Raw genomic sequence first — 22,573 nt, 5'->3', positions numbered from 1 at the left:
TTTATGGAATCTTCAAAAATTCCTCTTATCATGTATCTAAAGAAAAAACATCTGCCCAGCGGCAGAAAAGAAAAAAACCGCTGCTGGGCAGACCCATTTTCACGCTTAATTTATATTCACTGGTGGCGGTTTTGAGAAATCAAGGCCGCTGCTTTCTTTCTGTCATTCCCAGCAGTTAAAGGCATGGCGGCCCACGGGAGGACGCCGCCATATACATTTTTTCCTGCACTATACTCATATCGCTTTATCCTCCTTCAAATATTGCTCAACATGTTCCAGACCATAGATCTTGTCCTCTACATAGCGGGTTGGCACCCGTCCGAGAATAACATAATAGTTCTTGCTTTCCAGATCGGCATTCATTCTTTCCACCACCCGGTAAGCAAACGAAACTGATAATCCAAAGAGTTCTGCAATGTCTTCTACTGATAAATACATTTTTCTCTTACGCATGAAACCATTCCTTTCCCTCTTCCTGTGGAATCTCACAAGTATCTTCTACTCCGTAGAAACGCTTCACAAAATACTTTGTCGGAGCTTTTCCTCTAAGCGTCAAATATCCCTGTTCTTCCAGCTCCTTATTCAGATTGCCAATGATCTCATAAGCCGATGTCTGTTTTACCTCCAGAAGTTCACATATATCGGCTGCCTTTAAAAATAATTTGTTCTGCATAATAAGTACCTCCTGTATTTTGAATATTTATCTCTTCATATACTCTGTACTGGCAAATGTAAAATCGGACATCATTTTCCGAAATTTAGCAAATTATTTTAATTTTACAGTTTCCATATGTGTTATCGCTGAACCATGGAGTTAATATCATTGAAAAAGTGTATAAAAAAACAGTCTGCCCTGACGGAAAATATTTCCATCAAAACAAACTGTTCTTCATATTCACACTAATTATATTTTCTGAGCATAGTTACTTTTGCGAAAATCTCAGATAACTCCGGAAAGAAAAAAAAGAAAAAAAAGATTTTTTAACTCCATTTGCACTCCACCGGAACATCCAGACAGCCCGCAAAACCTTTATTTATGGGCTTTTTCGCAATTTAGTCCGCTACTCAAACTCGGCAAATCCAAAGATATTCTTAAATATATTTGTTTAAGTTTTATGTCTTTTTTGCCGTTATTTTATTTCTGTTACATATATTATTTTGGCTCGCTGATTTTCTGTTGCCAATTTGTTGCCATTTCATTATAACTGTTAGGGAAATACTTGACAACCTTTATTTTATTCTAACGGAGGTATGCTGCTATCACATCTTTGTGCATTTGCATGGGCTAATACAGTTCCAACAGTAGTTATGTCAAATGCCATTGGAATATCATTCCACCATTTTAGTAATGAACTGAGTGTTTCTCTTTTTTTCCATTCTAAAGAAAAGTTCTCTGTTACCATTTTCTTCTGTTCTTCATTCTTATCATATAAGTCATATATTTGCTCAAGAATACTTCGTTGTTCATTTGAAATTTCACTAGGTAGTTCTACTAACTTTCCAGAAGATATTTGTTTGTTCACTAATTTCAAGGAACCTATTTGTTTCTTATTAATAACAGGCAGTCTAACATACCCTTCTAATAATTCATGATCACATAACAATTCTCTTGGCAAATTGCCACTACTCAATAAAGATAACGCTTTCTGATAATCCTCAGATTCTTTTTTTATTCCTACGCATACATAACCATCTAATTGTTCCGCATAAAATAAATCTAAATCTTTCAATGAACTAATATGATCTAATCTCACTGCATCTAAAATTTCTAAGTGATCTAACCACTCTTTTCCTTGGCACAAATTTGTATAGCACAATTTTGAAAATACATTCTCTAAAATATTTAATCCTCGTATGATTGATCCCGTCGCTGGAAATAATCGTTCTATCGTATACGCAACAGTCAAAGCACATAAAGCATCATCATCTACTTGATCAACAATTTCTATTGCTTTTTTTATGCCCACACGTACTTTTCTATCCTTATCCTTTTTTACTCTATGTAACAGTAATTCCGAAAGTAAGTCATAATCTGCTTCCCTTTCTGTTGATGCTGCTGTTTTATGTGCCTCTGTTATAAGAAATTGAAATGAAGGATCAGAAAATTTTTGTAATGCCCCTTCTACTTTTAACATTTTAGGCATAAGTGCTTCTTCAAATTTTGCAACTCTTTCGTTTGCACATTGATAGGCATCTTGCGTAAAGTCCTTTCTTGCTATAGCATACATTTCATTAAAAATCTCGCGTGCTCTCTTTTCATCTATACCAGAAACATTCGTTATATTAATTATTTCAGCCTGCATCTGCTGTGCATTGTTTCCAGCCTTTTGTACTTGTTTATCGCTCATTGACATTAACTCTCCCTATTTGTGTTTGAGAAGCCTCATCCTTTGCTTTTTGTTCTTGCTTAATTTTAATATTATTAACATTGAGATTTTTTTCATCTAATACAATTGTTTTATCACTTTCGCCTATTTGTTTCTGTTTAGAAGCAGTCCCAGCTTTCTGTTTTTGTTTCATACTTTGCTTATTTACCCCTATTTTATAACCAATTGTTCCTCCTGTCACCGCCCCCAAAATTACACCTATAATTATACTAATCAACTCAGTACCCAAACCATCAAAAAACCATTCCATTTATTTTGTCCCTCTTCCTTATATCTTTAACAGCTCCGTGTAAATCTTTCTCCTAGCAGTATTTGATTTATTAGTAAATTCAACGCCATTATACCAATTTATCAGCTCCTCCTTTTGTTTATCTGAAATATCTTCTCTATGGAACACAAAATATCCAATAAGATAATTCACATAATCAGAACGATTATATTTTTCCAAATCATTATTTTCTATAAACTTCAAAGCCCTTTCCAAAGCCTCTAATGTCATTTCAAAACATTCTTTTAATTTATCTGGCTCTAAGTTACAAAGCTGATTTTCTTTTGTGTCAGATGAAATAGGTGCAAAATTATTCGAATGCTTACCAGAAACAAGCACTTCATACGCTGGATTTAATGCTGCAATTGAATATGAGACATTTGTCTTCTGCGGTGTAAAGAAATCATATCCATATTCCTGTACCTTATTACGATATACATGCGTATATTGTGTATACACATCAATACCATGTGCTTTCAATTTAGAAAATCTCATTTGAATAATACTTACACGACTTCCCGCATTATTCAAGACTTCAAACCAGTTAATCTGCTCATCCTCAGTAAGATCCGTTGCAAAATTAATTGTATATTGATAAGTCTTTATTTTATTTCTAATCTGTAATAACGCATTTACTACCATCGGCGCTGCTAAAGCTTTATTTTTCTCTGTGTAAGTAATTAGTTCATTATCATCTTTATTCAAAAGCACACCAACCGGAACCTGATTTTTCCGATATGCTTCCGCATTTATAACAAATTCTCCCTTTCCTAAATCTAACACTACACTTTTTAAATCTGGATGATTGCAATATGCTTTATAATTTGTCGTTAACCTCTGTTGCCCATCTACAACGGACATCTGCCCTCTTACAGTTTCAGAAAGCAATTCCCTTTCTATAAAGGAAACTTGTGGTACTGCAAATTCTTTTTCTGTATTATTTATTATATTAATAGAGATAGCAGATATAGGAGATTTACTTAAAAGCTGATAATTTAACAATTCAACACATTTAGCTAATGTCCAACTAACATCTCTTTGATATAAAGGCAATGTTAATTCATTTTTTTCTATATACTCACATAATGTAAAAATATATTCTTGTCTACTATTTTTTGTTGGATTAAGATTCGCAGCCTCCAGCAATTGTTTATTAATATTCATCTCGTCTCCTTTCTAGCTGCTTTTTTTAGCAGCTACTTAATTTTTTTAAATTTTATCAATTTATTTTCTATTTGTCAAGTGCTGCTACTTTTGTTCTATTTGTTTGAGCTAATTACATATATTATTAAAACCATCACATGTAGTCAAATTAAAATTATATGTACTATCTTTTATTCCGCTCATTATGATATACTAAAACCAATAAATTATCGAAAGGAGCCACAGAAATGAACACCCGTGATATTCTAAATGCTGCAAAAGAAGAATTAACTTCTTTGGACAGCCATTTAATTGATGTGCTAGATATTAAACGTCCCACATCACTAGCCTACGCAAAACAGCTTGCTAAAGTTATTTCAAAACTCTCCCCTCTCCTCGGAAATATGATTGAATTTTCCACTGTGGACTTATTAAACAAGCATGATTGGAACAACATGGGAGAATGGATAAGACAAGACCCTGGTTTTCCAGATGCTCTTTTTAAAAGCAACACTATCTCTCCCAATCCTGGCATTGAAATCAAAGCCTGGTTCCCATTTGCAACAGAAATTACTGCTCGTTTTAAAGATAGTATAACTATTTTCTCACAGGACAATATAGATATGGCATTAATCGCATGGCTACCTGAAAATGTTATTTGGGGCAAGCCCAAAATCATTGATGTCCTAGTAGTTAGCGGAAAAAGTGTAGCAGAGGCACGAGATGCTCACTATCATAGACCACCTGATTATCTTGTTTTTGAACCCGAAGATACTTCCAATCGTACTTCTAATTTACAACAAACCAATACCAATGGTTATAAATTACAAACCGATAAATGTGATGTTAAATCAGCCATCGAATTTGTCGAAAAATGGGGAGAAAGCGCGTTAGAATATAGTCCAACACCTGAATATCAGCAACGTTTAAGATCTCTATACGGACAATTTGTATATAGGCTTGATACTAATTACGCTAAAATTGACCGTATAGAGCATAAAGAAATAGAAAAATTCAAAACTCATGTATTAAATACAGATTTTCATGGTATGACAATCAAACAATGGAGTAATATATTTTCATCAAAAGATGAAGCGAAATTAGAATATGCACTAAAAACACTACTGTAAACTACTTTTAATTCGTTTTATGCCAATACTATATACATCTGGATTTATTTCAGCACCAAAACAGGTGCGTCCTAATTCAGCTGAGGCAACTGCTGTTGTACATAAACCAGCAAATGGATCCCAAATCACATCATTGATATCAGAAACCATTTCTATTGTACGTTTAATCAATTCTAATGGTTTCTGATTCAAGTGTACAGCTTTTTGATTAATTTTCAAACGTTCGCTTCCTCTCAGTTGTGGAACTTGCCATACATTTGTCACTCCAATAGGACAATAAAACTTTGATCTCATTTGTGCCCACTCATTTTTAGTTATAGGGGTTTTTCCGTTTATAGAAAAATAGGGTTTTTCTTTTTCATCACCAAATTCATTCGCATACAATGCAATTTTTTCAAACGCCTCCGCTGGTGGCATGTACCACAAATGACATTTTGTAAAATATTTCCTTGTTGCTGCGTTTTTAACTCCACAAGCTTCATTAGTTCTCGATAATGGTAATCCTGTACGTAACCATTCATAACGAAGCCACTCTTTCATACTCATTTTCTTTTCACCTACTGTAAAAATTGGACGTTTTACATATTGAACACAAACTTCTGTCACAACAGGTAAATGCCTAATAGTTTTTGTATTTGTATTTCCTGCGACATGACTCATTCCTTTATCCCATACGCAACACGAAACATATTCCCATCCGTATTTTTCTAATACCGGATGAACAGTTGCCCAGCCCACTTCCGTACACCAAAACCATAACGTAGTAAGTGGTGTTGAAAATTCACTCCACTTTTTTATGTGTGGTTCATACCATTCAGCTAAACCATTATATGAAACTAAATCTCCTGGAAATCCATTCACACCATAGGGGCCATCACAAATTATAGCCACTGGGCTTTTCCATTTATCATACACTTTCATTGCATCGCTACAATATAAATGAATATTATTAATATCCGTTTGTTCCACTTATCTATCCTCCTTATCGCAACAATGCTGAATAACATTTTCAACTTTACATTCAAAATAATTGCAAAGTCGATCTATGATTTCCATTGACACTTGTTCTCCTCTTCCCATTTTATCCATAGTAGATTTTGATATATCGGTCGCTTTCATTAAATCTTTCTTGCTCATATCATAATCAATTAACAATTTCCACAAAGGCTTATATGAAAAAGACATTTCTTTTCCCCCTCTCTAATTCTCTCTAAATTTTAATATAAAAGTATTGCATTTGCAATACTTTTATATCGATTTTAGCATATTTTATCTTATACAAATACCATTGTATATTGAACAATCTCCTCCACACAAGCCCGGATATTATTCATTCTCCCAACCCATGCCATCTGATCCTGCATCTTCAATTCTTCCGTCACGCCTTGCTTTTCTTTCATCTGCTCCACTAATCTGTCCATCATCTGATTACATTCCTCGTCAGTCTGATGCAGATGCTCATTTAACTTCCCAGCAAGTACCAACTCCAGATATAATCCCTTCCGATGCTCCTGCAAATATAACTTTCTCAGCATTCCATACTTTCCAATCGGATACTCTGACCCTTCCGGGAGGTACAGGTCTGGATAGTACAGACCGTCCTCTCCTAAAGTATAACTGATTCCATTTTCTCCCATAATGTGTTTCTCCATGATTGTCCTCCTATCTTGCTCCTCGATCTTTGTTCTGACTACGGGTATGCTGTTTATTTTTCTGTTCATTCTGTATTTCTTGTTTCTTTTCTGCCAGCTTCGCCCTAATACCATGTGCTACTGGCTCTTTTCCTGTTTCTTTCTTCCATTTTTCTATTGCAGTTCGATACTGACTATACTCAGTTTGAGAAACCTTAAAATCCTTTAAAAAATCCTGTACACTTCTATATCCGGTTTTCTGCACAATCCTTGGAAGATAATCTTTCATATCTCTAATCTGGCTTTTCAGTTCATCAATTTCTTTCTGCAATTCTTTTTTCTTTCTTCCTTTAAACCATCCCGTGACTTCTGACAGTTCTTTCTTCTTTGCAGAAAGCTGTTTTTGTTTCTGTTGAATTGCACCGTTTTGATCTTCCAGTTCTTTATTCACTTTAAATAGTTTCGGATACTTTGATGCAAGCCTCGTCATTTTAGGTTGTTCCGGTTCTGCCTTTTCTTCTTTTGTTGTCTTGACTGCTGCTGTGCTATTTTCAGCAACATGCTCTGGGTGTTCTGTTTCCGTTTGCTCTGTCTGTTTTGGCACTTCCCTGGGTTTCTTAAACAGCACACTTGCTATCAAAAACTCCAATGTCTCAACAGCCACTGTTACAACTCTGGAAAATAATTGTGGTCTGTTTCCACGCCGAGCAATTCATTTCCTGATTGGCTCCGTGATTTCTTTCCGCTTCACTTCCATTATCTTCGGTTCCGGCACTCCACTAATCAATGCCATATCAACAGCTCTGTTCCATTCCCAGCGTTTTTGGTTATCCTCTTCTATTTCCTGTGCTTTCGAATTATTTTTTCCAATTTTCTTTGTTGCAAGATACACACTGCCACGCTCAAATACCTGCACCTTCTGGCTCTCGTCCTGCACATAAATATTGATTAAATCTGTATAAGAATGCTTTACCTCATCCAGAAATGAATTGCTCTTGAAGCGTTCCTCTTTCACTGTAAACAATTTTTTCTCATATACTTCACCTTTTTTTATGATACTGCAGCCTTTCCGGATCTCACCATCTTCTCCTAATATCTCTTTTTTGGTTCGGACATGTTTTCCATTTTCATCATAAAACATATTTCTGCTGGCAATCTTAATGATTGGTTCATCCAGTAGTTTCCGTTCTGCAAATATCAAATGAATGTGATAATTGGTCTTTCTTTTATTGTGGTGCAAAGCAGCGATACACTCCATTCCATAATTCTGCTTAAAATGATTTGTAAAAAGCTGTAGCAATCTATCCGGCTGAAATTCTGTAAAACTCTCTGGCAAAGCAATGATCAGTTCTCTTGCCTCAATACATTTTCCTTCTGTTCCACTTTTTGTAAATTCTTCCTGATTACATTTTGCAAGTTCCCGCCAGAATTTCCGTTCTGTAGTTTCATAAACTGCATAGAGATTTTCCTGTTTTGCATGACTGGATATATAAGTGATTCTGCCTTTTACATTGCTTAGTTTTGTCATTTGAATAAATGAATTTCTTCCGATCGGCACTCCCTCCTTGTCTTCGGCAAAATAAATTCCGCCATTTCATTTGTGAGTGGATGCATCGGCATCCGTTTACGAACTAACTGCCGTTTCCGGCTATATTAGCTCCCGGCAGGGCGAAATACACAGAGCATAAACGAAGTTTGTGCGATGGGTGTATTTCGCTCTCAAACGCCGAGGGCTTTGTGAGATGCTTCTTACATCTACCACAACTTGGCTTTCACTTTTCATTTTGGGCGTATCCGTCCTCTTTTTCTTCCCGTATCCGGGCTTATTTTTTCACTAACAACAAACCGACTATTACTCTTCCTGTCTGCTTTATTCCGGTATCCTTGCCCGTACATACTCCAGATCTCCACAATATGGTGTTCCAACCAAATACCATTCTCTCGCCAGATTCATTTCCATTCGTGTCTTTACCCACTGATTATCAACTAGAACTTCCAGACATTCTCCGCAGTGAAATCCTGGATCAATCCATAAGTCTGAGGACAATAATCCATATCTTTTGTTATAACTGTTGTAACCTAATCTTCCTTCTCTCATGGTGTCATTCTCCCTTCATTTATCGTTCCTGCAAGGGCGCCCTGAATCAGGGCCCCCTTTTGAAAATCTCTTTGCCTCGCCAGCCAACTCCCGACTGCACCTTACCGGCTTTCTCTCTGTTTGCTATCTACAGGTGCGTGCCACGCTCCTGTCATTAGGTAATCAAGCAGAACCTTTACCATCGAAAATCTTTATGCATTCCGCACTTATCCAAATATTCTTGTCTTGCCTTTTCCCGTTCTTCCTCGGTTGGTGCTGTTTTGAATGTTGTATATAACTGACGTTTTACCATACTGTCTAATTTTTCCATCAATGCTTTTTCTATCTCCGGCAGATATTCCTCGTTCCCGGCAAGATGGTACTGGAACAATGCCAGTAATAAATCTTTGGATATCTGTACCTGTGATTTTCTTTCCATGTTTCTCCTTTCCGTGACAGTCGTGACGATAGTGACGATATTTTCACTACCGACACGCTATATAAAATACCGTCACAACCGTCACATATCGTCACGCTTGTTTTCCAACAAAGGCTAATCTGATCTTTCTTCCATCATGTCCCCGCTCCGCTTTATACTGGATTCCATATTCCAGAATCAATCGTTCCAGGCTGACATTTAATTTTCGTGATAATGCGTTCGGCTGCATTTCCACCTGCAATACTTCCACAAGCTCTGTTGCTGTTCCTACCCACTCTGGCATAGTTTCTGTTACAAGTTCTTTGATTTTTTCCAACACTGGATCTTCTGATTCTTTCCAAAGTTCTGTTTCTGTCTTGGTAAGTTCCCAGACACATCTCTCCCGATTAAAATTCAACCACAGTTTCTGATCCTGCTGGTCACGCCCTGCCACTTCCAGAACTGCCTTATTATCTGTCCGTTTTTCTTTCTGCATGACGAATGCTCCATCCGCAGCTCCAAGCAATCCATTCGTGCCAGAAATCATATCAAAACTATCGGAAGATTCCATTTTCCTTGTATGATGCACAACCAGAAAACAGATGCCATATTTATCACTGAATGCTTTCAGCTTTGTTACAATCTCGTAATCGCTGGCATAACTGAATTTATCTCCACCGACCTCTCGAACCTTCTGAAGAGTATCAATGATAATCAGTCTTGCATCTTTATGCTCCGTCACAAATGTTACAAGCTGTCTTTCCAGTCCGTCATTGAGCGATTTTGATTTTGTAGCGAAATAAAAATTCTCACTGCCTTCCATTCCAAACATCTGTGATAATCGCTTTTGTAATCTTGCATAATCATCTTCCAGTGCCAGATAGAGAACCGTTCCCTGTCTGACTGAAAATCCCCACAATGGAAATCCTTTACTGATGTGATACCCAATCTGTGCCATAAAGAATGATTTCCCAATTTTCGGCGAACCAACAAACAGGTAAGTTCCGTTATACAGAAGCCCATCTATAATCGGCAGTTTTGGTGGATATGCGGTGTCGTATAATTCCATCATGGAAACGGTTTCCAGATTATCTGGGTTATTTTTATTTGCTGATTTTGCTGTATTTTCCGCATTATTTGTGGCTTGCAGATTGCCCTTGCCGGGCAAATCTGCTATACTTTGGTTGGTTAATTTATTACTTGATGGCTGTTCCACATCTGCGCTAACAGATGCAATCGGAGCAGTCATTTTTTCTTTTGCTGTCATTCATTTTCCCCTTTCAATCCATACAATGTCTCTGCAACCAATCTCAGGGTACTCAGCAACTCTTCGTTTTCCTCACTGCATTTTTCCAGATGTTTCAATTCTTCATAAATCTCTGCCATCTGATTTCGCAATGCTTTATACACTCTTGGATTTCCCTGTACCACAATTTCCCGATCAGTTAATCGTTTTGTGATATAGTCCTGCTTGCTAAGTCCTGACACTCGGACACATGCATCAATTTGCTCTGCTTCTTCCGGTGATACCCGGAATGCTACGATTTTGTTTCTCCATCTTCCTTTACTGTCCAGATTCTTCTCCATTTGATTTTTCCATCCTTTCAATATCCAACTGTTCTGCCATCTGTGCTTGCTCACTTGGAAACAAATGTGCATATCGGTAAGTGATATCAATGCTCTCATGTCCCATTCGGTCTGCGATTGCCAATACCGTAAATCCCATATTGATCAATAACGATACATGGGAATGTCGCAAATCATGCACACGAATTCGCTTTACCCCAGACACTTTTGATCCTCTGCTCATTTCATGATGCAGATAAGATTTGGAAATCGTGAAAATTCTTTCGTCTTCCTTCAGACCGTAAAGCATTCCCATATAATCCTGCATCTCATCACATATAAATTGTGGCATCTTGATAAATCTGTTACTTTTAAATGTCTTTGGTGGGGTAATCACATCTTCCCGGTTTAATCTTTGATATGATTTGTTAATTCGCAGTGTATGCGTTGTAAAGTCAAAATCCGCTGGTGTCAGGGCAAGCAACTCTCCTTCACGGATACCACACCAGTAAAGCATTTCAAAAGCGTAGTAAGAAACTGGTTTATCCATCATCACATCTGCAAATTTCAAATACTCTTCTTTCGTCCAGAACAACATTTCCTTATATTCCTCTATTGCTATATTTCCAACTTTCTGTGCCGGATTAGAAAGCAAATGATAAAAATCAACTGCATGATTGAAAATGGCACTTAACTGGCTGTGGATTTTCCGCAGATATGAAGCAGAATACCCTTTTCCATTCGCTCTCTTAAATGCAAGCAAATGATTCTGCCATGCAATCACATCTTTTGGTTCAATTTCTGCAATCTTTCTCTCCCCAAAGTATGGAAGAATTTTTGTTCTGGCAATATTATTCTTAGTTCCCCATGTGTTATCCCGGATTCGTTCCTTTTTATCTTCTACATAAATTTCATAAAAACTTGCGAAAGTCATATCCAGTTTTGCATCATGCTTTAACATTTGTTCGTGTTCCCACATCTGCGCTTCTCGCTTCGTAGGAAATCCTCGTTTTGAAGTCTGTTTCGTTTTCCCTGTCCCGTCGGTATACCGATAAACCACTCGCCACTTCCCAGTGACATTATCTTTGTAAATACTCATACAAATTCTCCTCTCTCTTACACTTCGCTGTAACATACTTTTTTACGGAAATAATTGGTGTTTACTCTGCCAGCTACCGTAAGATAACCCAGCCTCTGTAATTCTTCATTTAGCTGTTTGACAATCTTATAAGCATAAGACTTGGAAACTCCCAGTTCCGCTGCAACTTCTTCTACGGTCATAAAAGTTCTGTTCATCACATCGCATCTCTCCTTTCTATCTTAACGTAATTTGTTTAAGTTGTTACATTTGCATGATACTAAACATTTTAATTTAAGTCAAGTGATTCTATGCGAATATTAAATTCTTTTGTTTAAGTTCTTCTTGCTATCCGAAATTGCTCATGCTATACTGAACCTAAACAGAATTGTTTTATTTTCTATCACAATTAATTACGGCAACACGAATGACCACTATAAGGAGGCAAACAAGAATGGCAATCGGACAACGTATCAAATTTTTTCGCAACCGCAAAGGCATGACACAAAAGCAACTCGGAGAACAACTGGGATTCATGGGAAAAACCTCAGATGTCCGCATGGCTCAGTATGAATCTGAAGCCAGAGTTCCTAAGATTGATCTTGTAAAACAAATGTCTCAGATCTTTGATATCAATACTCATGCCTTAACAGTTCCAGATATTGATACTCACATAGGTCTGATGCATACACTATTTGCACTGGAAGATATGTATGGTCTAAAGGTAAAAAATGTAGATGGGCAGCCTAATCTCTGCCTTGACTCTTCCATATCTACTCCCGGCTCATCTGTCGATGAAATGCTTCGTTCATGGATGGAACAGGCTGACAAACTGAAAAACGGTGAAATCAGCAAGGAAGAATATGATGAATGGAGATATAAGTACCCGGAACTGGATACTTACCAGAAACGTGCCAAGGTACCATCTCAGGAACTGAGTGATTACCTCGTAAAAGAATTGACTAAAAAAGAAAAATAAAAGAAGAAAATAGAAAAACCTTACCGATATTCAGTTTTTTACTTCTGAAAATCAGTAAGGTTTCTTTATATACGTTATGAAATAAAATTTATATCTCTTGAATAATCACAAAATGTTGCCATTTTGTTGCCAATCACTAAACAAATTTGTTTGTAACCCGCATGAATACTGGGTTTCTATGATTGCGTGGATTATTCGAACTCAATCGTTCCAGGCGGCTTACTAGTAAGATCATAGAATACGCGGTTTACGCCCTTAACTTCATTAATAATACGGTTCATCACCTTATTAAGTACTGCATAAGGAATCTCAGCAGACTCCGCAGTCATGAAGTCAATGGTCTTAACGGCGCGGAGCGCCACTGCATAATCGTATGTTCTGAAGTCTCCCATTACACCTACGCTTCGCATATTTGTAAGGGCTGCAAAGTACTGGTTCGGCATCCAGGACGGATCTTCTCCGTGTTCTTTTTTGTAGTCGGCGGCTGCATTGTCGACTTCTTCACGGTAGATGTAGTCTGCATCCTGTACGATGCGTACTTTTTCCTCGGTGACTTCACCGATGATACGGATTCCAAGTCCCGGGCCCGGGAATGGCTGACGGAATACCAGTCTTTCCGGAATTCCAAGCTCAAGGCCGGCTTTACGGACCTCATCTTTGAACAGGTCACGAAGCGGCTCAATGATTTCTTTGAAATCAACGAAATCCGGAAGACCTCCTACGTTGTGATGGGATTTGATCACTGCGGATTCTCCGCCGAGACCGCTCTCTACAACGTCCGGATAAATGGTTCCCTGTGCAAGGAAATCTACAGCGCCGATCTTCTTGGCTTCTTCCTCGAAGATACGGATAAATTCCTCACCGATGATCTTACGTTTCGCCTCAGGCTCTGTAACGCCGGCAAGCTTGTCGTAATATCTCTGCTGTGCGTTCACGCGAATAAAGTTCAGGTCAAACTGACCATTCGGTCCGAATACACCTTCAACCTCATCACCTTCATCCTTACGAAGAAGGCCATGATCTACAAATACGCAGGTAAGCTGCTTGCCGATCGCTCTGGAAAGAAGTCCTGCTGCCACGGAGGAATCTACACCACCTGACAGGGCAAGGAGAACTTTTCCATCACCGACTTTCTCGCGGATCTCTTTGATCGTATGTTCAACAAAGGCATCCATCTTCCAGTCTCCGGCACATTCGCAGACACCAAGTACGAAGTTGGACAGCATTGTCTTTCCTTCTACTGTGTGCAGTACTTCCGGATGGAACTGGATCGCATACAGTTTCTTCTCTTCATTCTGTGCAGTTGCTACCGGACAGTCTGCAGTATGTGCAGCGATCTCAAATCCCGGTGCAGTCTGGGAAATATAGTCTGTATGGCTCATCCAGCAGATTGTTTTGTCGGATACATTTTTGAAGATCCTGGAATCTTTCTTATCGATGAGAAGCTCTGTCTTACCGTATTCGCTGACATCTGCCTTCTCAACTTTTCCGCCAAGGACATGCATCATAAGCTGTGCTCCATAGCAAAGTCCAAGTACCGGAATACCAAGCTCAAATAATTCCTTCTGGTAAGTCGGTGAATCTGCCTCATAGCAGCTGTTTGGTCCGCCGGTAAGGATGATTCCCTTAGGATTCATCGCTTTAATCTTCTCAAGATCTGTCTTGTAAGAATAAATTTCGCAATATACATTGCATTCTCTGACACGTCTTGCAACCAGCTGATTGTACTGACCGCCAAAATCAATGACAATAACTAATTCTCTTTTCAAGGCTTTCCTCCTGTTATTTATAACATCTTTAGAATCTGTTACTCATTATAAATGAGTACATGCACTTTTACAATGCTAATTTTATCTCCCGCCGGAATTTTTATTTTCCGGAAAAATTTTTCACTGCTTTTTTTGCCTGCTCATCCCAGTAAGCGCAGTCATTTCTTCCAATTACCTCCGATGTAAACGGAGTACCGTCATTCTTCTTATAATGTCTGGTCGCCCGGAAAACATATTTCGCACCGACATAAACGATCGGTACGTTGAAAAATACGATCAGAATATTTCCAAGATCAGAAAATGCCCAGAGATTTCCAAGCTCCAGTCCTGCGATATTACAGAGGATACCAAATGCGGCAACAAAAAGACCGATACAGCGTACAAAATTAATACAGATCTTATCCTTGCGGATACGGTTGGCTGCGATTTCCGAAAAGCTAATCATTCCAAGCAGACAGGTAAATGCAAACAGGCAGAAACATAAGGTTACAAGAAATGTAACGATCCCGTTCATTGCAGTTCCCGGAGTCAGCACAGCAATGGACTCCGTATATTTGGGAAGTTTATCAAGAGCCTGCCAGCTTTCCGCATCTGCTCCTGTCCAGCAATGTGCCATAACTACCACAAATCCGGTAAGTGTACAGATCACAATGGTATCAAGAAAAACTCCCAAAGAAGCGATCACACCCTGCTCACATGGATGCTTTGCGTCAGCTGCTGCCGCTGACATGGTAATCGTTCCCTGACCAGCCTCATTGGACATCAGGCCTCGTTTTACGCCCTGTGCAAGAACCGTTCCAAAAACACCTCCAAAAAATGCATCCGGCTTAAAGGCTCCTGCAAACACACTTCCGAAGAAATACGGAATACGGGTAAAATTCAATATGATAAGAAGTAACACTACTACCATATAGAGCACCGCCATCACCGGCACCATCATATCTGTCCATCTGGATACTTTTTTGATTCCGCCAAATGCGATAGCTGCTGTGAGGATTACGATCAGCGTACCTACTATATAATAGAAGGCTGATCCGCTTGGAATGGTTTTTCCGGTTACGATCTCTGCCATGCGTCCTACTGATGAAACAACGTTAAAGCCCTGTGCCGGTAGACAGCAAAGCGCATACAGAATATACAATACCGAAAGAAAAACACCGATCCATACCTTATTTCCAAGAAGCTTTCTCCCATAAAAAGGAAGACCTCCTACGAACTCATCGTCCTTCTTCTCCTTGAAAATCTGAGCAAGGACACCCTCCATGTATGCAACTGCCATCCCGAAAAACGCAGATATCCACATCCAGAATAGGGCCCCCGGTCCACCCACTGCAATAGCACCTGTTACGCCCAGGATATTTCCCGGTCCTACACGCATAGCTGAACTCAGGAAAAACGATGCAAGCGGCGAAATTCCTGTTTCCACAACACGTTTCTCCGTCATGGTTCGGATTCCTTTTTTAAAGTAAGTCACCTGCATAAAACCGATCCTGAAACTGAAAAAAATCCCGGACCCAAGAAGTAATATGATCGCAAAGGATATATTTCCCAGAATCGGGATACTGCTGTACCAGTCAAAATTCGTGGGGAACTCCCACAGAAAATCAGACAGTGGACCGATAAAGCTGAACACTCCATTGATCGCCTCAAACACTTTCTCCATAGCCATCTCCTCCCTTTTCATCTGAATACCTCAGAATTGAACCATCTTTCCGGATATTACATTTTCCGCTGGACATAAAATATAGATATATTCATTTATACCCCTCAGAAAAATTTCCGCACCTGTTCATATAACATGTGTACCACATCCATCCTCATTCATTTCCCCTCCGGATTTTTATGCTATGGTTTATTATACCGTATCGGCTTAAAAAAGTCTTATTTATTTTCACTATTTTTGTACAAATTTCAGAATTTTCTATTCTTACAAGCCCCACCGACTGCTATTGCTTTTCGCACCCCCCGCAGGGGACTTACTTGATTCGAGTCAAGCGGATATTCGCAATCCGCTTCGCTACGCGGCTCTACACCGAATAACTGCTTCGCAGTTTATCAGACTTTATAAGATATTTAGACTTTCCTCACAAATTTTTAAAACGCTTCTCACAGTTCCATCACATTTTGACGGTATATTAGTAATCAAATAAAGCACAAAGCTTTTTCATCTTATAGATCATTACTTATTTTTCTTTTCATACTCTGCCGGGTCCCTTCCAAGACCCGGCCCTCCTTTTTATCTTCTTACAAACTCCCATAGTATACCATCCTTTCTTTATTCAAAAGGATCTATACCTATAATCATGGTGTCTATATTAGACATTCTGATTCTATCTGATGATCGACATTTTCATCTCGGTCCATTTACTCCGCATCACTTCACGCCCAGATATCCTTATCCCCCCTGAAACCCGAATAAACACAACAAAAAAACACCGTCCCCGCAGCTCTATATCTGCAAAAACAGTGCCTTTAGTGCGTCTTCAGGGGTTCGAACCCTGGACACCCTGATTAAGAGTCGCACATCGGCTTCCATTCATGCTAAATTCTGAAGTCACAAAGGGTTTTATCAGATTTTGTTAATTTAGACTTCCTGATTATATAGTATAATCCTTTTATATTTTAATAAAACTTTATCTGTTTTTTCTCCAACTGTCAACTAAATTCTCACACATTTTACTATCATTTCTTCATTCTGTGTAGACATCAACCAGCTTAAGAATATCCAGAAAAAACAAGCCCTTTTTCCAGTTGAAAGCACCCCGGGATAAATACAAAAAAAGATGCAAAATAAACGATTTTCCACGATTCTATCCAGTACAATAAGATTAGAAAAAGTAGTAAATCTGACGTATACGAAATTAGTAGTAAAATCGGTGTCAACATCCCAGGTTGGCGATGTAGATGCAGTGGTAAAAATAACGTTCGTCAGAAATACCACCACAGGAGGAAGAAAACATGAGTAAAGAATACGGCTATGCCAGAATCAGTACACCGAAGCAGAATATCGACAGACAGGTGAGAAACATTCTTGCCGAACATCCACATGCACACATGATTAAAGAAGTATTCACCGGGACGAAATTCCAGGGGAGGAAGGAGTTGGATAAACTTTTACGGACCGTCAAATCTGGTGATACGATCATCTTTGATTCCGTCAGCCGAATGTCCCGTAATGCAGAGGAAGGCTTTCTCCTATATCAGGAACTTTTCAACCAGGGTATTAACCTGGTGTTCCTGAAAGAGCCACACATCAACACAGACACGTACAAGAGGGCTTTACAGGGCGGTATTCCGGCCACAGGAACCAACGTGGATTTTATCCTGGATGGCGTGAATAAGTACCTTCTGGCATTGGCCAAGGAGCAGATCAGGCTTGCATTCGAACAGGCTGAGAAGGAAGTACAGGACTTACACCAAAGAACCGCAGAGGGAATCGAGACGGCTAGGTTGGCAGGTAAGCAGATCGGCCAGAAGCCCGGAACACACCTGGTTACAAAAAAGTCCGTGGCCGCGAAAGAGATAATCCTGAAACATAACAAAGCCTTCGGTGGATCACTGAATGATATCGAGACAATTCGACAGGCAGGGATCACCAGAAAAACGTTCTACAAGTATAAGAAAGAACTACTGTCAAATACTGTTGCTTAAATCGAACGTACAGGAGAAATAAGCCTCTATTTTCGAAGCAGTCAAAGAAGTAAGTGTAGGCCAGGAGATGCAGCGACCAGATTTGAGCCATACAGTGTGATTTGCTTCTTACCTGCACGGATGCTGCCTCATGAATCACTACAAAGATACAAAGAAACGAAATGCCTGGACAGCTTATTACGGTTGTCCAGGCATTTTTTGTTATCGATTATGTTATGGCTCAAGCTCAGAAAAAATGAGCTGTATGTTGGATATTCAGGAGTATCCAGGTTTGGATGAAATACTGCTTACGACCTAGAAAATTACTGGTTGTATCTGGAATAAACAGTGTTGCGGAGGCACTTGAAATGTTGTTATCGTACGCGCGCAGGCAGTGTTGAAGTCCTGCTGGTTTGTCTGTTTATCCGCTGTAAGTTTCCGTCATGTTACTACAAAATATCCGCAGAAATCCTTTACTACATACGAGAAAATCATCATTTGCGAAATTTTTGCACTCTCTAAGGCTTGCAAAAAAATTTCGCATTCCATCAAAACTCATTAAAAAATCACGATCATCTTCTCTCGTATTCACCTCTATAAGCTCTGGTCTGTGTCTGATGGAACATACTTACAAACATCCTGTATCTCACAGTTCAAAATCCGGCAGAGATCATTTAATGTTGTTGTGTTCACTGGCTTATTTTTCCGCAGTTTATCAATGGTAGCACTTGACACATGATACCTGTTAATAAGCGTATATGTGGATTCTGATGATTTCTTTAGTGTATCCCAGAATGGACTATAAACTATCAACGCGACCTCTCCCTTCTATATTTCAGAATACGGGATAGTCTTATTGTTGACTATAGTCATTAAAATAACTATAATGTAGTAAAAATGTTACATTCCAAGGAGGATCACAGAATCATGGATATCATAGATCAGCTTTACAACTCACATGTAAGTGCAGCCACACTGGACGCCCTGGACAAGTACCGTATGCATAAGGATCAGGCTTTACATGGTTATCATGTTCTTAAAAAACAACTCACAGAAGATCAGGCAACCGCTCTGGATCAGGTCATGGATGAGAACCTTAATCTTCTGGCAGACGAGTTGGAGCAGAATTTCAGAAACGGCTTCTGTCTTGGAGTGAAGATGATGTGTGAAGTGTTCGGGAAATAAAAAAAGCGGACAGCTTTTATACTGTCCACTCTCTTTTTTTCCATTCTTCTGTACATATTCTAATGTATTCTATTCGCTACTATAATACCTGATCTCATCCACTCATACGCAAGCCGATTTGCATCCCTTGTAATAGCTTCTCCAGTTACAATATCACCCTGCCGGACACTTCTTCCTGGCATAATAACATACACCTCATTACCAATACCCGCACGATCAGCAGCTTCGCTAAGTGCCAAAATATCTTCTGGTGTTTCTGTTCCTGCGTATAACCGCCTCATATTCGGCTGTAAGTAGTCCAACATATCGTGCATTTTGGATAATAAGAAACGCATATTTTTAGGATTGCAGTTTACTTTTAAATTTCTCATCGCTTCTGCCCTGGTATTAAATGGAACATAGCTCGAACAATGATGTACTTCCACACCCATTCTGTCCCGGTTTTTCCTGAATGCTTTCAGACCTTTTTTCTCTATACATTCAGCAGCCTTCTCGTCAATATATGGTAACTTATCCGCAAATACCAATCCAACAATCGCTTCTCGTGGATAGGCATCTTTTTTGATTCTAACCTGCAAACGCGGACCGCCCTGTCCATAATATAACGCTACACGATACCCAGCTTTCTTACTTCCCATTACTCGGACAATCGTACCTTGGTCAGACACCCACCAGTTTTTAGGCAATCCATGTCTTGCCTTATAGAACCGCTGCTGCCTGTTCTTTTTCGTATCAGCTAAATAGCATTGTCTGAATTCTTCTCCTGGTTCTGGAATATATGTGAAGTCTTCTCCATTTAATGTCAACGGTGTTCTGTTCTTATTCCATTCTTCAAAGATTTTTGCATAAGCTCTACTATTTTTTCTGTCTTTTTTCATCGTTATCCTTCCTATACTTATGTATATAAATATTCACTTTGTTAGAGGAAGCGACATTTGATACTATCGCTTCCTCTAAATCTGACTTTCTCTTTACGAAGCTGTTTTTTTCAAATCTTCTTTCAAATCTTTTTGAACTACTACATACATAAAAGCAAGAAATTCTTCTACAGTAGGATTTTCTCCGTACAACGCTTCCAAAATAGCTAACTTCAAATCTCCATCTTCACCTGACAGCATATGGTTCATCGCAATTTTTATGTAGCTTTCTACCTGCTTTATTGCTACACCATATTTCTTCCCAATGATGTCAAATATTTCTCTACATTTTTCATCATTTTCTGTGGTGAATCTACCACTGCCTTTCGCCGCTGCAGCATCTTCCCCAGCAAGTCTTCTACCCATGAGAAACATGCTTGTGGCCAACCATTTGATTCCTTCAAAGTGCTCTTCTGAAAAAGCTGGGAGCTTTCTCACATCATTGTTGTTTAAACAACTCATTTTTTTGTCTCCTTTTCTGACTTTCGAGTATAAGAAACAAACCAGTATGTGACTCCATCACCCGTTTTCAGTGGCAGACATATTCTTATACCCATGTCCTATATAGCTTAATTGTCAAGGTACATTAACAGACTTGTCACGAAATGAAGAAAATGCTATACTACATTTGATAAGATGTATAGGCACTGATTCATTCGTGAATTTGTCCTAGCTCGGAAAGAATGTGCTACCATTTCTTCCGATATAAACAGGTCTCAGGGTTTGCCTCTGAGGCCTGTTTGTTTGTTACATATGTACTATATCATACCCATCTTACTTCGTCAATATTTTTTCAACATTTATTTATATATTTCAGTTGCTTTTATTGTATTATTATTAATCGCAACATTTTTTAGTTGCAGTTTTATTTTTTATGTGTTACATTATATAGGAAAGGATGGTGCACAATCATGAAAAATTTTAAAGTAGATAATACTATTGAACTGGCTTCAGAGCTTACTCAGTTACGGAAAAATCATCCCCAAAACGGAAAAGTGATATCAAAAGAACGGCTTTCGTTAGCTATGGGTAAAGGACGAACCTGGTTGTCTCAAGTTGAAACACGAAGACTGAAGAAAGTAGACTCAACTGACATCGTAAAATTATACTCTCTAATATTGGACGTTGACATCCAAGCTGCCGAGGAAAAGTTTTTAGAATTTTATGAGCCGTATATTGAAGACCTAAAGAAATTTGATAGTGTATTAAATAAATTTACTGCCTCTATTAAAGAGCGATACTCTGCCTCAAAAACATACAAAGAACATAGAGATTTGTCTCTCTTTATACAGAATATATATTCCAATTTTATCAACAATTGCGAAGATTTTGAATATCTCCTTGATGGTTTAGATTTATCTTTATTAAACACTGTTCCCAAATGGACACGCCTTTCTATATTAGATAAAATGAACTCCTTAAAAGATGATGTTTATTACTTAAAGAAAGAAAATATATTAAAATCCTTAACTTGTGAGACCTCAAATATTTATATCTCTTTCAATGACAAAAATGATGGTATATTCAATGGTTTTAAAATTTTTTATATCGGACTAAACCTCTTAAATAAACTTTTGTTTTTTTATCAAGAAAATAATAATTTACCAGATGAAAAAGACTTAGACATCATCAACAATTTCTCCGAAGCTATAAACGCTTATACTGCTTTTTATTTTTCACGCTTCACGACATCTGATATTTCCAAATTAACAGCACTCTCTTTTGATGCCTTATGCCAATTATACACTGATTTAAAAAAACATTATTACATCTTAGATAAAGCTCCTATTTGGAATGAATTGTCGTCCACTCATAATGAAGTACCCTATTTCAAATCAGAGCAGGACGATTAATCCTGCTCCATCGTATCCATGATACTCTGAACATATTTATCCGCCTGTGCTAACTGCTTCGGGTCCGTAACATCCTTTACAGAATCCCTGATCTTACCAATAGCCTCAGCACCTTTATTCATGGCAAGATCCTGAAGATTATCCTTCAAGTCACCACTGGCATTACTTAATTCCGGGAATTGCTGGATCAGATCTGCCATATCAGAATTCTGGAATGTACCGTTTGTTACGGATTCCATAGCAGACTGGATATTCTTCATGTCAGACTGGAAGTTATCTGTTACAGTATCAATGTCAGTAGCAGTATCTTCTGCTGCATTCTTAAACTTAGAAGCGAATGTGACAGATTCCTCTGGAGTTTTCTTCTTAGCTTCCTGTGCTGCCTCGAAGTTTTTCTTAGTGGTTTCCTCATTCCACTTCATCTGCTTAGGATTATAGTTGTTGTCCTGGAGATAATCCCAGAAGTTCTCAAGCTCTTCATCCGTTTTATCTTTGAAGAAATCAGATTGTCCAAGACCATCCTTACCGAATATGTCCTCAAG

27 protein-coding genes are annotated in these 22,573 nt (G+C 38.5%); 5 read left to right on the top strand and 22 right to left on the bottom strand.

What is annotated here, in order from left to right; genetic code table 11:
- Window positions 1–234: 234 nt before the first annotated feature.
- The 5 genes from AB5026_RS16155 to AB5026_RS16135 all read right to left on the bottom strand — a co-directional run bounded on the left by AB5026_RS16155 (window position 235) and on the right by AB5026_RS16135 (window position 3,819).
- Window positions 235–453 (bottom strand): hypothetical protein, encoded by a 219-nt coding sequence (locus AB5026_RS16155; protein ID WP_008705328.1) that lies wholly within the window; start codon window positions 451–453, stop codon window positions 235–237.
- The gene (locus tag AB5026_RS16150; RefSeq protein ID WP_173745632.1) at window positions 446–673 is read right to left on the bottom strand and encodes a DNA-binding protein; all 228 of its coding nucleotides are present in this window, start codon (window positions 671–673) and stop codon (window positions 446–448) included. Before AB5026_RS16150 ends, AB5026_RS16155 begins: the two co-directional genes overlap by 8 nt.
- Window positions 674–1,235: 562 nt before the next feature.
- The gene (locus tag AB5026_RS16145; protein ID WP_173745633.1) at window positions 1,236–2,348 is read right to left on the bottom strand and encodes an LPO_1073/Vpar_1526 family protein; all 1,113 of its coding nucleotides are present in this window, start codon (window positions 2,346–2,348) and stop codon (window positions 1,236–1,238) included.
- Complete coding sequence (locus AB5026_RS16140) at window positions 2,338–2,637, bottom strand: hypothetical protein (protein WP_173745634.1); 300 nt, start codon at window positions 2,635–2,637, stop codon at window positions 2,338–2,340. Before AB5026_RS16140 ends, AB5026_RS16145 begins: the two co-directional genes overlap by 11 nt.
- A gap of 18 nt (window positions 2,638–2,655) precedes the next feature.
- A complete protein-coding gene (locus AB5026_RS16135; protein ID WP_173745635.1) occupies window positions 2,656–3,819 on the bottom strand; it encodes a DUF262 domain-containing protein in 1,164 nt (387 codons plus the stop codon).
- 227 nt (window positions 3,820–4,046) lie between these two features.
- Here AB5026_RS16135 and AB5026_RS16130 point away from each other — a divergent pair, with 227 nt between their 5' ends.
- Window positions 4,047–4,928: a hypothetical protein gene (locus AB5026_RS16130; protein ID WP_173745636.1), complete on the top strand. Its 882-nt coding sequence runs from the start codon at window positions 4,047–4,049 to the stop codon at window positions 4,926–4,928.
- Here AB5026_RS16130 and AB5026_RS16125 read toward each other — a convergent pair.
- The 11 genes from AB5026_RS16125 to AB5026_RS16075 all read right to left on the bottom strand — a co-directional run bounded on the left by AB5026_RS16125 (window position 4,920) and on the right by AB5026_RS16075 (window position 11,919).
- Window positions 4,920–5,897, bottom strand: coding sequence for a DNA methyltransferase (locus AB5026_RS16125; protein WP_173745637.1), 978 nt, complete (start codon window positions 5,895–5,897; stop codon window positions 4,920–4,922). The two genes, AB5026_RS16130 and AB5026_RS16125, sit on opposite strands and share 9 nt — an antisense overlap.
- Complete coding sequence (locus tag AB5026_RS16120) at window positions 5,898–6,113, bottom strand: helix-turn-helix transcriptional regulator (protein ID WP_173745638.1); 216 nt, start codon at window positions 6,111–6,113, stop codon at window positions 5,898–5,900. It lies immediately after the preceding gene.
- An 89-nt stretch (window positions 6,114–6,202) separates the two neighbouring features.
- Window positions 6,203–6,580 carry a TnpV protein gene (locus tag AB5026_RS16115; protein WP_173745639.1) on the bottom strand — a complete coding sequence of 126 codons (378 nt, stop codon included), beginning with the start codon at window positions 6,578–6,580 and terminating at the stop codon, window positions 6,203–6,205.
- Window positions 6,581–6,590: 10 nt separating this feature from the next.
- The gene (locus AB5026_RS16110) at window positions 6,591–7,223 is read right to left on the bottom strand and encodes a hypothetical protein (protein WP_368213837.1); all 633 of its coding nucleotides are present in this window, start codon (window positions 7,221–7,223) and stop codon (window positions 6,591–6,593) included.
- Window positions 7,224–7,271: 48 nt separating this feature from the next.
- Window positions 7,272–8,117 (bottom strand): MobA/MobL family protein, encoded by an 846-nt coding sequence (locus tag AB5026_RS16105; protein ID WP_256137097.1) that lies wholly within the window; start codon window positions 8,115–8,117, stop codon window positions 7,272–7,274.
- A 312-nt stretch (window positions 8,118–8,429) separates the two neighbouring features.
- Entirely contained in the window at window positions 8,430–8,657 is a 228-nt protein-coding gene (locus AB5026_RS16100; RefSeq protein ID WP_173745640.1) for a DUF5348 domain-containing protein, read from the bottom strand.
- A gap of 175 nt (window positions 8,658–8,832) precedes the next feature.
- On the bottom strand, window positions 8,833–9,075 hold the full coding sequence (locus AB5026_RS16095) for a complexin-2 (protein ID WP_173745641.1): 243 nt from the start codon (window positions 9,073–9,075) through the stop codon (window positions 8,833–8,835).
- A gap of 91 nt (window positions 9,076–9,166) precedes the next feature.
- Window positions 9,167–10,321 carry an AAA family ATPase gene (locus AB5026_RS16090; RefSeq protein WP_173745642.1) on the bottom strand — a complete coding sequence of 385 codons (1,155 nt, stop codon included), beginning with the start codon at window positions 10,319–10,321 and terminating at the stop codon, window positions 9,167–9,169.
- Window positions 10,318–10,641 (bottom strand): mobilization protein, encoded by a 324-nt coding sequence (locus tag AB5026_RS16085; protein ID WP_173745643.1) that lies wholly within the window; start codon window positions 10,639–10,641, stop codon window positions 10,318–10,320. The genes AB5026_RS16090 and AB5026_RS16085 overlap by 4 nt, the downstream gene beginning before the upstream one ends.
- Window positions 10,619–11,719, bottom strand: coding sequence for a tyrosine-type recombinase/integrase (locus tag AB5026_RS16080; protein ID WP_368213834.1), 1,101 nt, complete (start codon window positions 11,717–11,719; stop codon window positions 10,619–10,621). Before AB5026_RS16080 ends, AB5026_RS16085 begins: the two co-directional genes overlap by 23 nt.
- A gap of 17 nt (window positions 11,720–11,736) precedes the next feature.
- Window positions 11,737–11,919 carry a DNA-binding protein gene (locus AB5026_RS16075; protein WP_368213833.1) on the bottom strand — a complete coding sequence of 61 codons (183 nt, stop codon included), beginning with the start codon at window positions 11,917–11,919 and terminating at the stop codon, window positions 11,737–11,739.
- A gap of 233 nt (window positions 11,920–12,152) precedes the next feature.
- On the opposite strand from AB5026_RS16075, the gene AB5026_RS16070 reads away from it, so the two are divergent.
- Window positions 12,153–12,677 (top strand): helix-turn-helix domain-containing protein, encoded by a 525-nt coding sequence (locus tag AB5026_RS16070; RefSeq protein ID WP_117598407.1) that lies wholly within the window; start codon window positions 12,153–12,155, stop codon window positions 12,675–12,677.
- 191 nt (window positions 12,678–12,868) lie between these two features.
- Here the strand turns inward: AB5026_RS16070 and guaA are convergent, their stop codons facing one another.
- Both guaA and AB5026_RS16060 read right to left on the bottom strand, forming a co-directional pair.
- A complete protein-coding gene (gene guaA / locus AB5026_RS16065) occupies window positions 12,869–14,446 on the bottom strand; it encodes a glutamine-hydrolyzing GMP synthase (RefSeq protein WP_021652384.1) in 1,578 nt (525 codons plus the stop codon).
- Window positions 14,447–14,546: 100 nt separating this feature from the next.
- Entirely contained in the window at window positions 14,547–16,109 is a 1,563-nt protein-coding gene (locus AB5026_RS16060; protein WP_178687698.1) for a sodium:alanine symporter family protein, read from the bottom strand.
- Window positions 16,110–17,404: 1,295 nt separating this feature from the next.
- Here AB5026_RS16060 and AB5026_RS16055 point away from each other — a divergent pair.
- Window positions 17,405–18,097 carry a recombinase family protein gene (locus AB5026_RS16055; RefSeq protein WP_173723074.1) on the top strand — a complete coding sequence of 231 codons (693 nt, stop codon included), beginning with the start codon at window positions 17,405–17,407 and terminating at the stop codon, window positions 18,095–18,097.
- Between the two features lie 573 nt (window positions 18,098–18,670).
- Here the strand turns inward: AB5026_RS16055 and AB5026_RS16050 are convergent.
- Window positions 18,671–18,889: a helix-turn-helix transcriptional regulator gene (locus AB5026_RS16050; protein WP_173723076.1), complete on the bottom strand. Its 219-nt coding sequence runs from the start codon at window positions 18,887–18,889 to the stop codon at window positions 18,671–18,673.
- A 114-nt stretch (window positions 18,890–19,003) separates the two neighbouring features.
- Between AB5026_RS16050 and AB5026_RS16045 the strand changes: the two genes are divergently transcribed.
- Window positions 19,004–19,261 carry a DUF6809 family protein gene (locus AB5026_RS16045; protein ID WP_173723078.1) on the top strand — a complete coding sequence of 86 codons (258 nt, stop codon included), beginning with the start codon at window positions 19,004–19,006 and terminating at the stop codon, window positions 19,259–19,261.
- Window positions 19,262–19,320: 59 nt separating this feature from the next.
- Here the strand turns inward: AB5026_RS16045 and AB5026_RS16040 are convergent, their stop codons facing one another.
- Window positions 19,321–20,139: a hypothetical protein gene (locus AB5026_RS16040; protein ID WP_368213830.1), complete on the bottom strand. Its 819-nt coding sequence runs from the start codon at window positions 20,137–20,139 to the stop codon at window positions 19,321–19,323.
- 93 nt (window positions 20,140–20,232) lie between these two features.
- Window positions 20,233–20,640: a hypothetical protein gene (locus AB5026_RS16035; protein ID WP_173723082.1), complete on the bottom strand. Its 408-nt coding sequence runs from the start codon at window positions 20,638–20,640 to the stop codon at window positions 20,233–20,235.
- A gap of 449 nt (window positions 20,641–21,089) precedes the next feature.
- On the opposite strand from AB5026_RS16035, the gene AB5026_RS16030 reads away from it, so the two are divergent.
- A complete protein-coding gene (locus AB5026_RS16030) occupies window positions 21,090–22,031 on the top strand; it encodes a hypothetical protein (protein WP_368213828.1) in 942 nt (313 codons plus the stop codon).
- Here the strand turns inward: AB5026_RS16030 and AB5026_RS16025 are convergent.
- Window positions 22,028–22,573 (bottom strand): hypothetical protein (locus AB5026_RS16025; protein WP_368213826.1); only part of this gene is annotated, 546 nt, incomplete at its 5' end. The genes AB5026_RS16030 and AB5026_RS16025 overlap by 4 nt on opposite strands.

This window comes from Blautia sp. RTP21359st1_E11_RTP21359_211015, from assembly GCF_040910705.1.
Classification (GTDB): Bacteria; Bacillota; Clostridia; order Lachnospirales; family Lachnospiraceae; genus Blautia_A; species Blautia_A fusiformis.
This window is presented reverse-complemented; position numbering and strand designations above follow the sequence as displayed.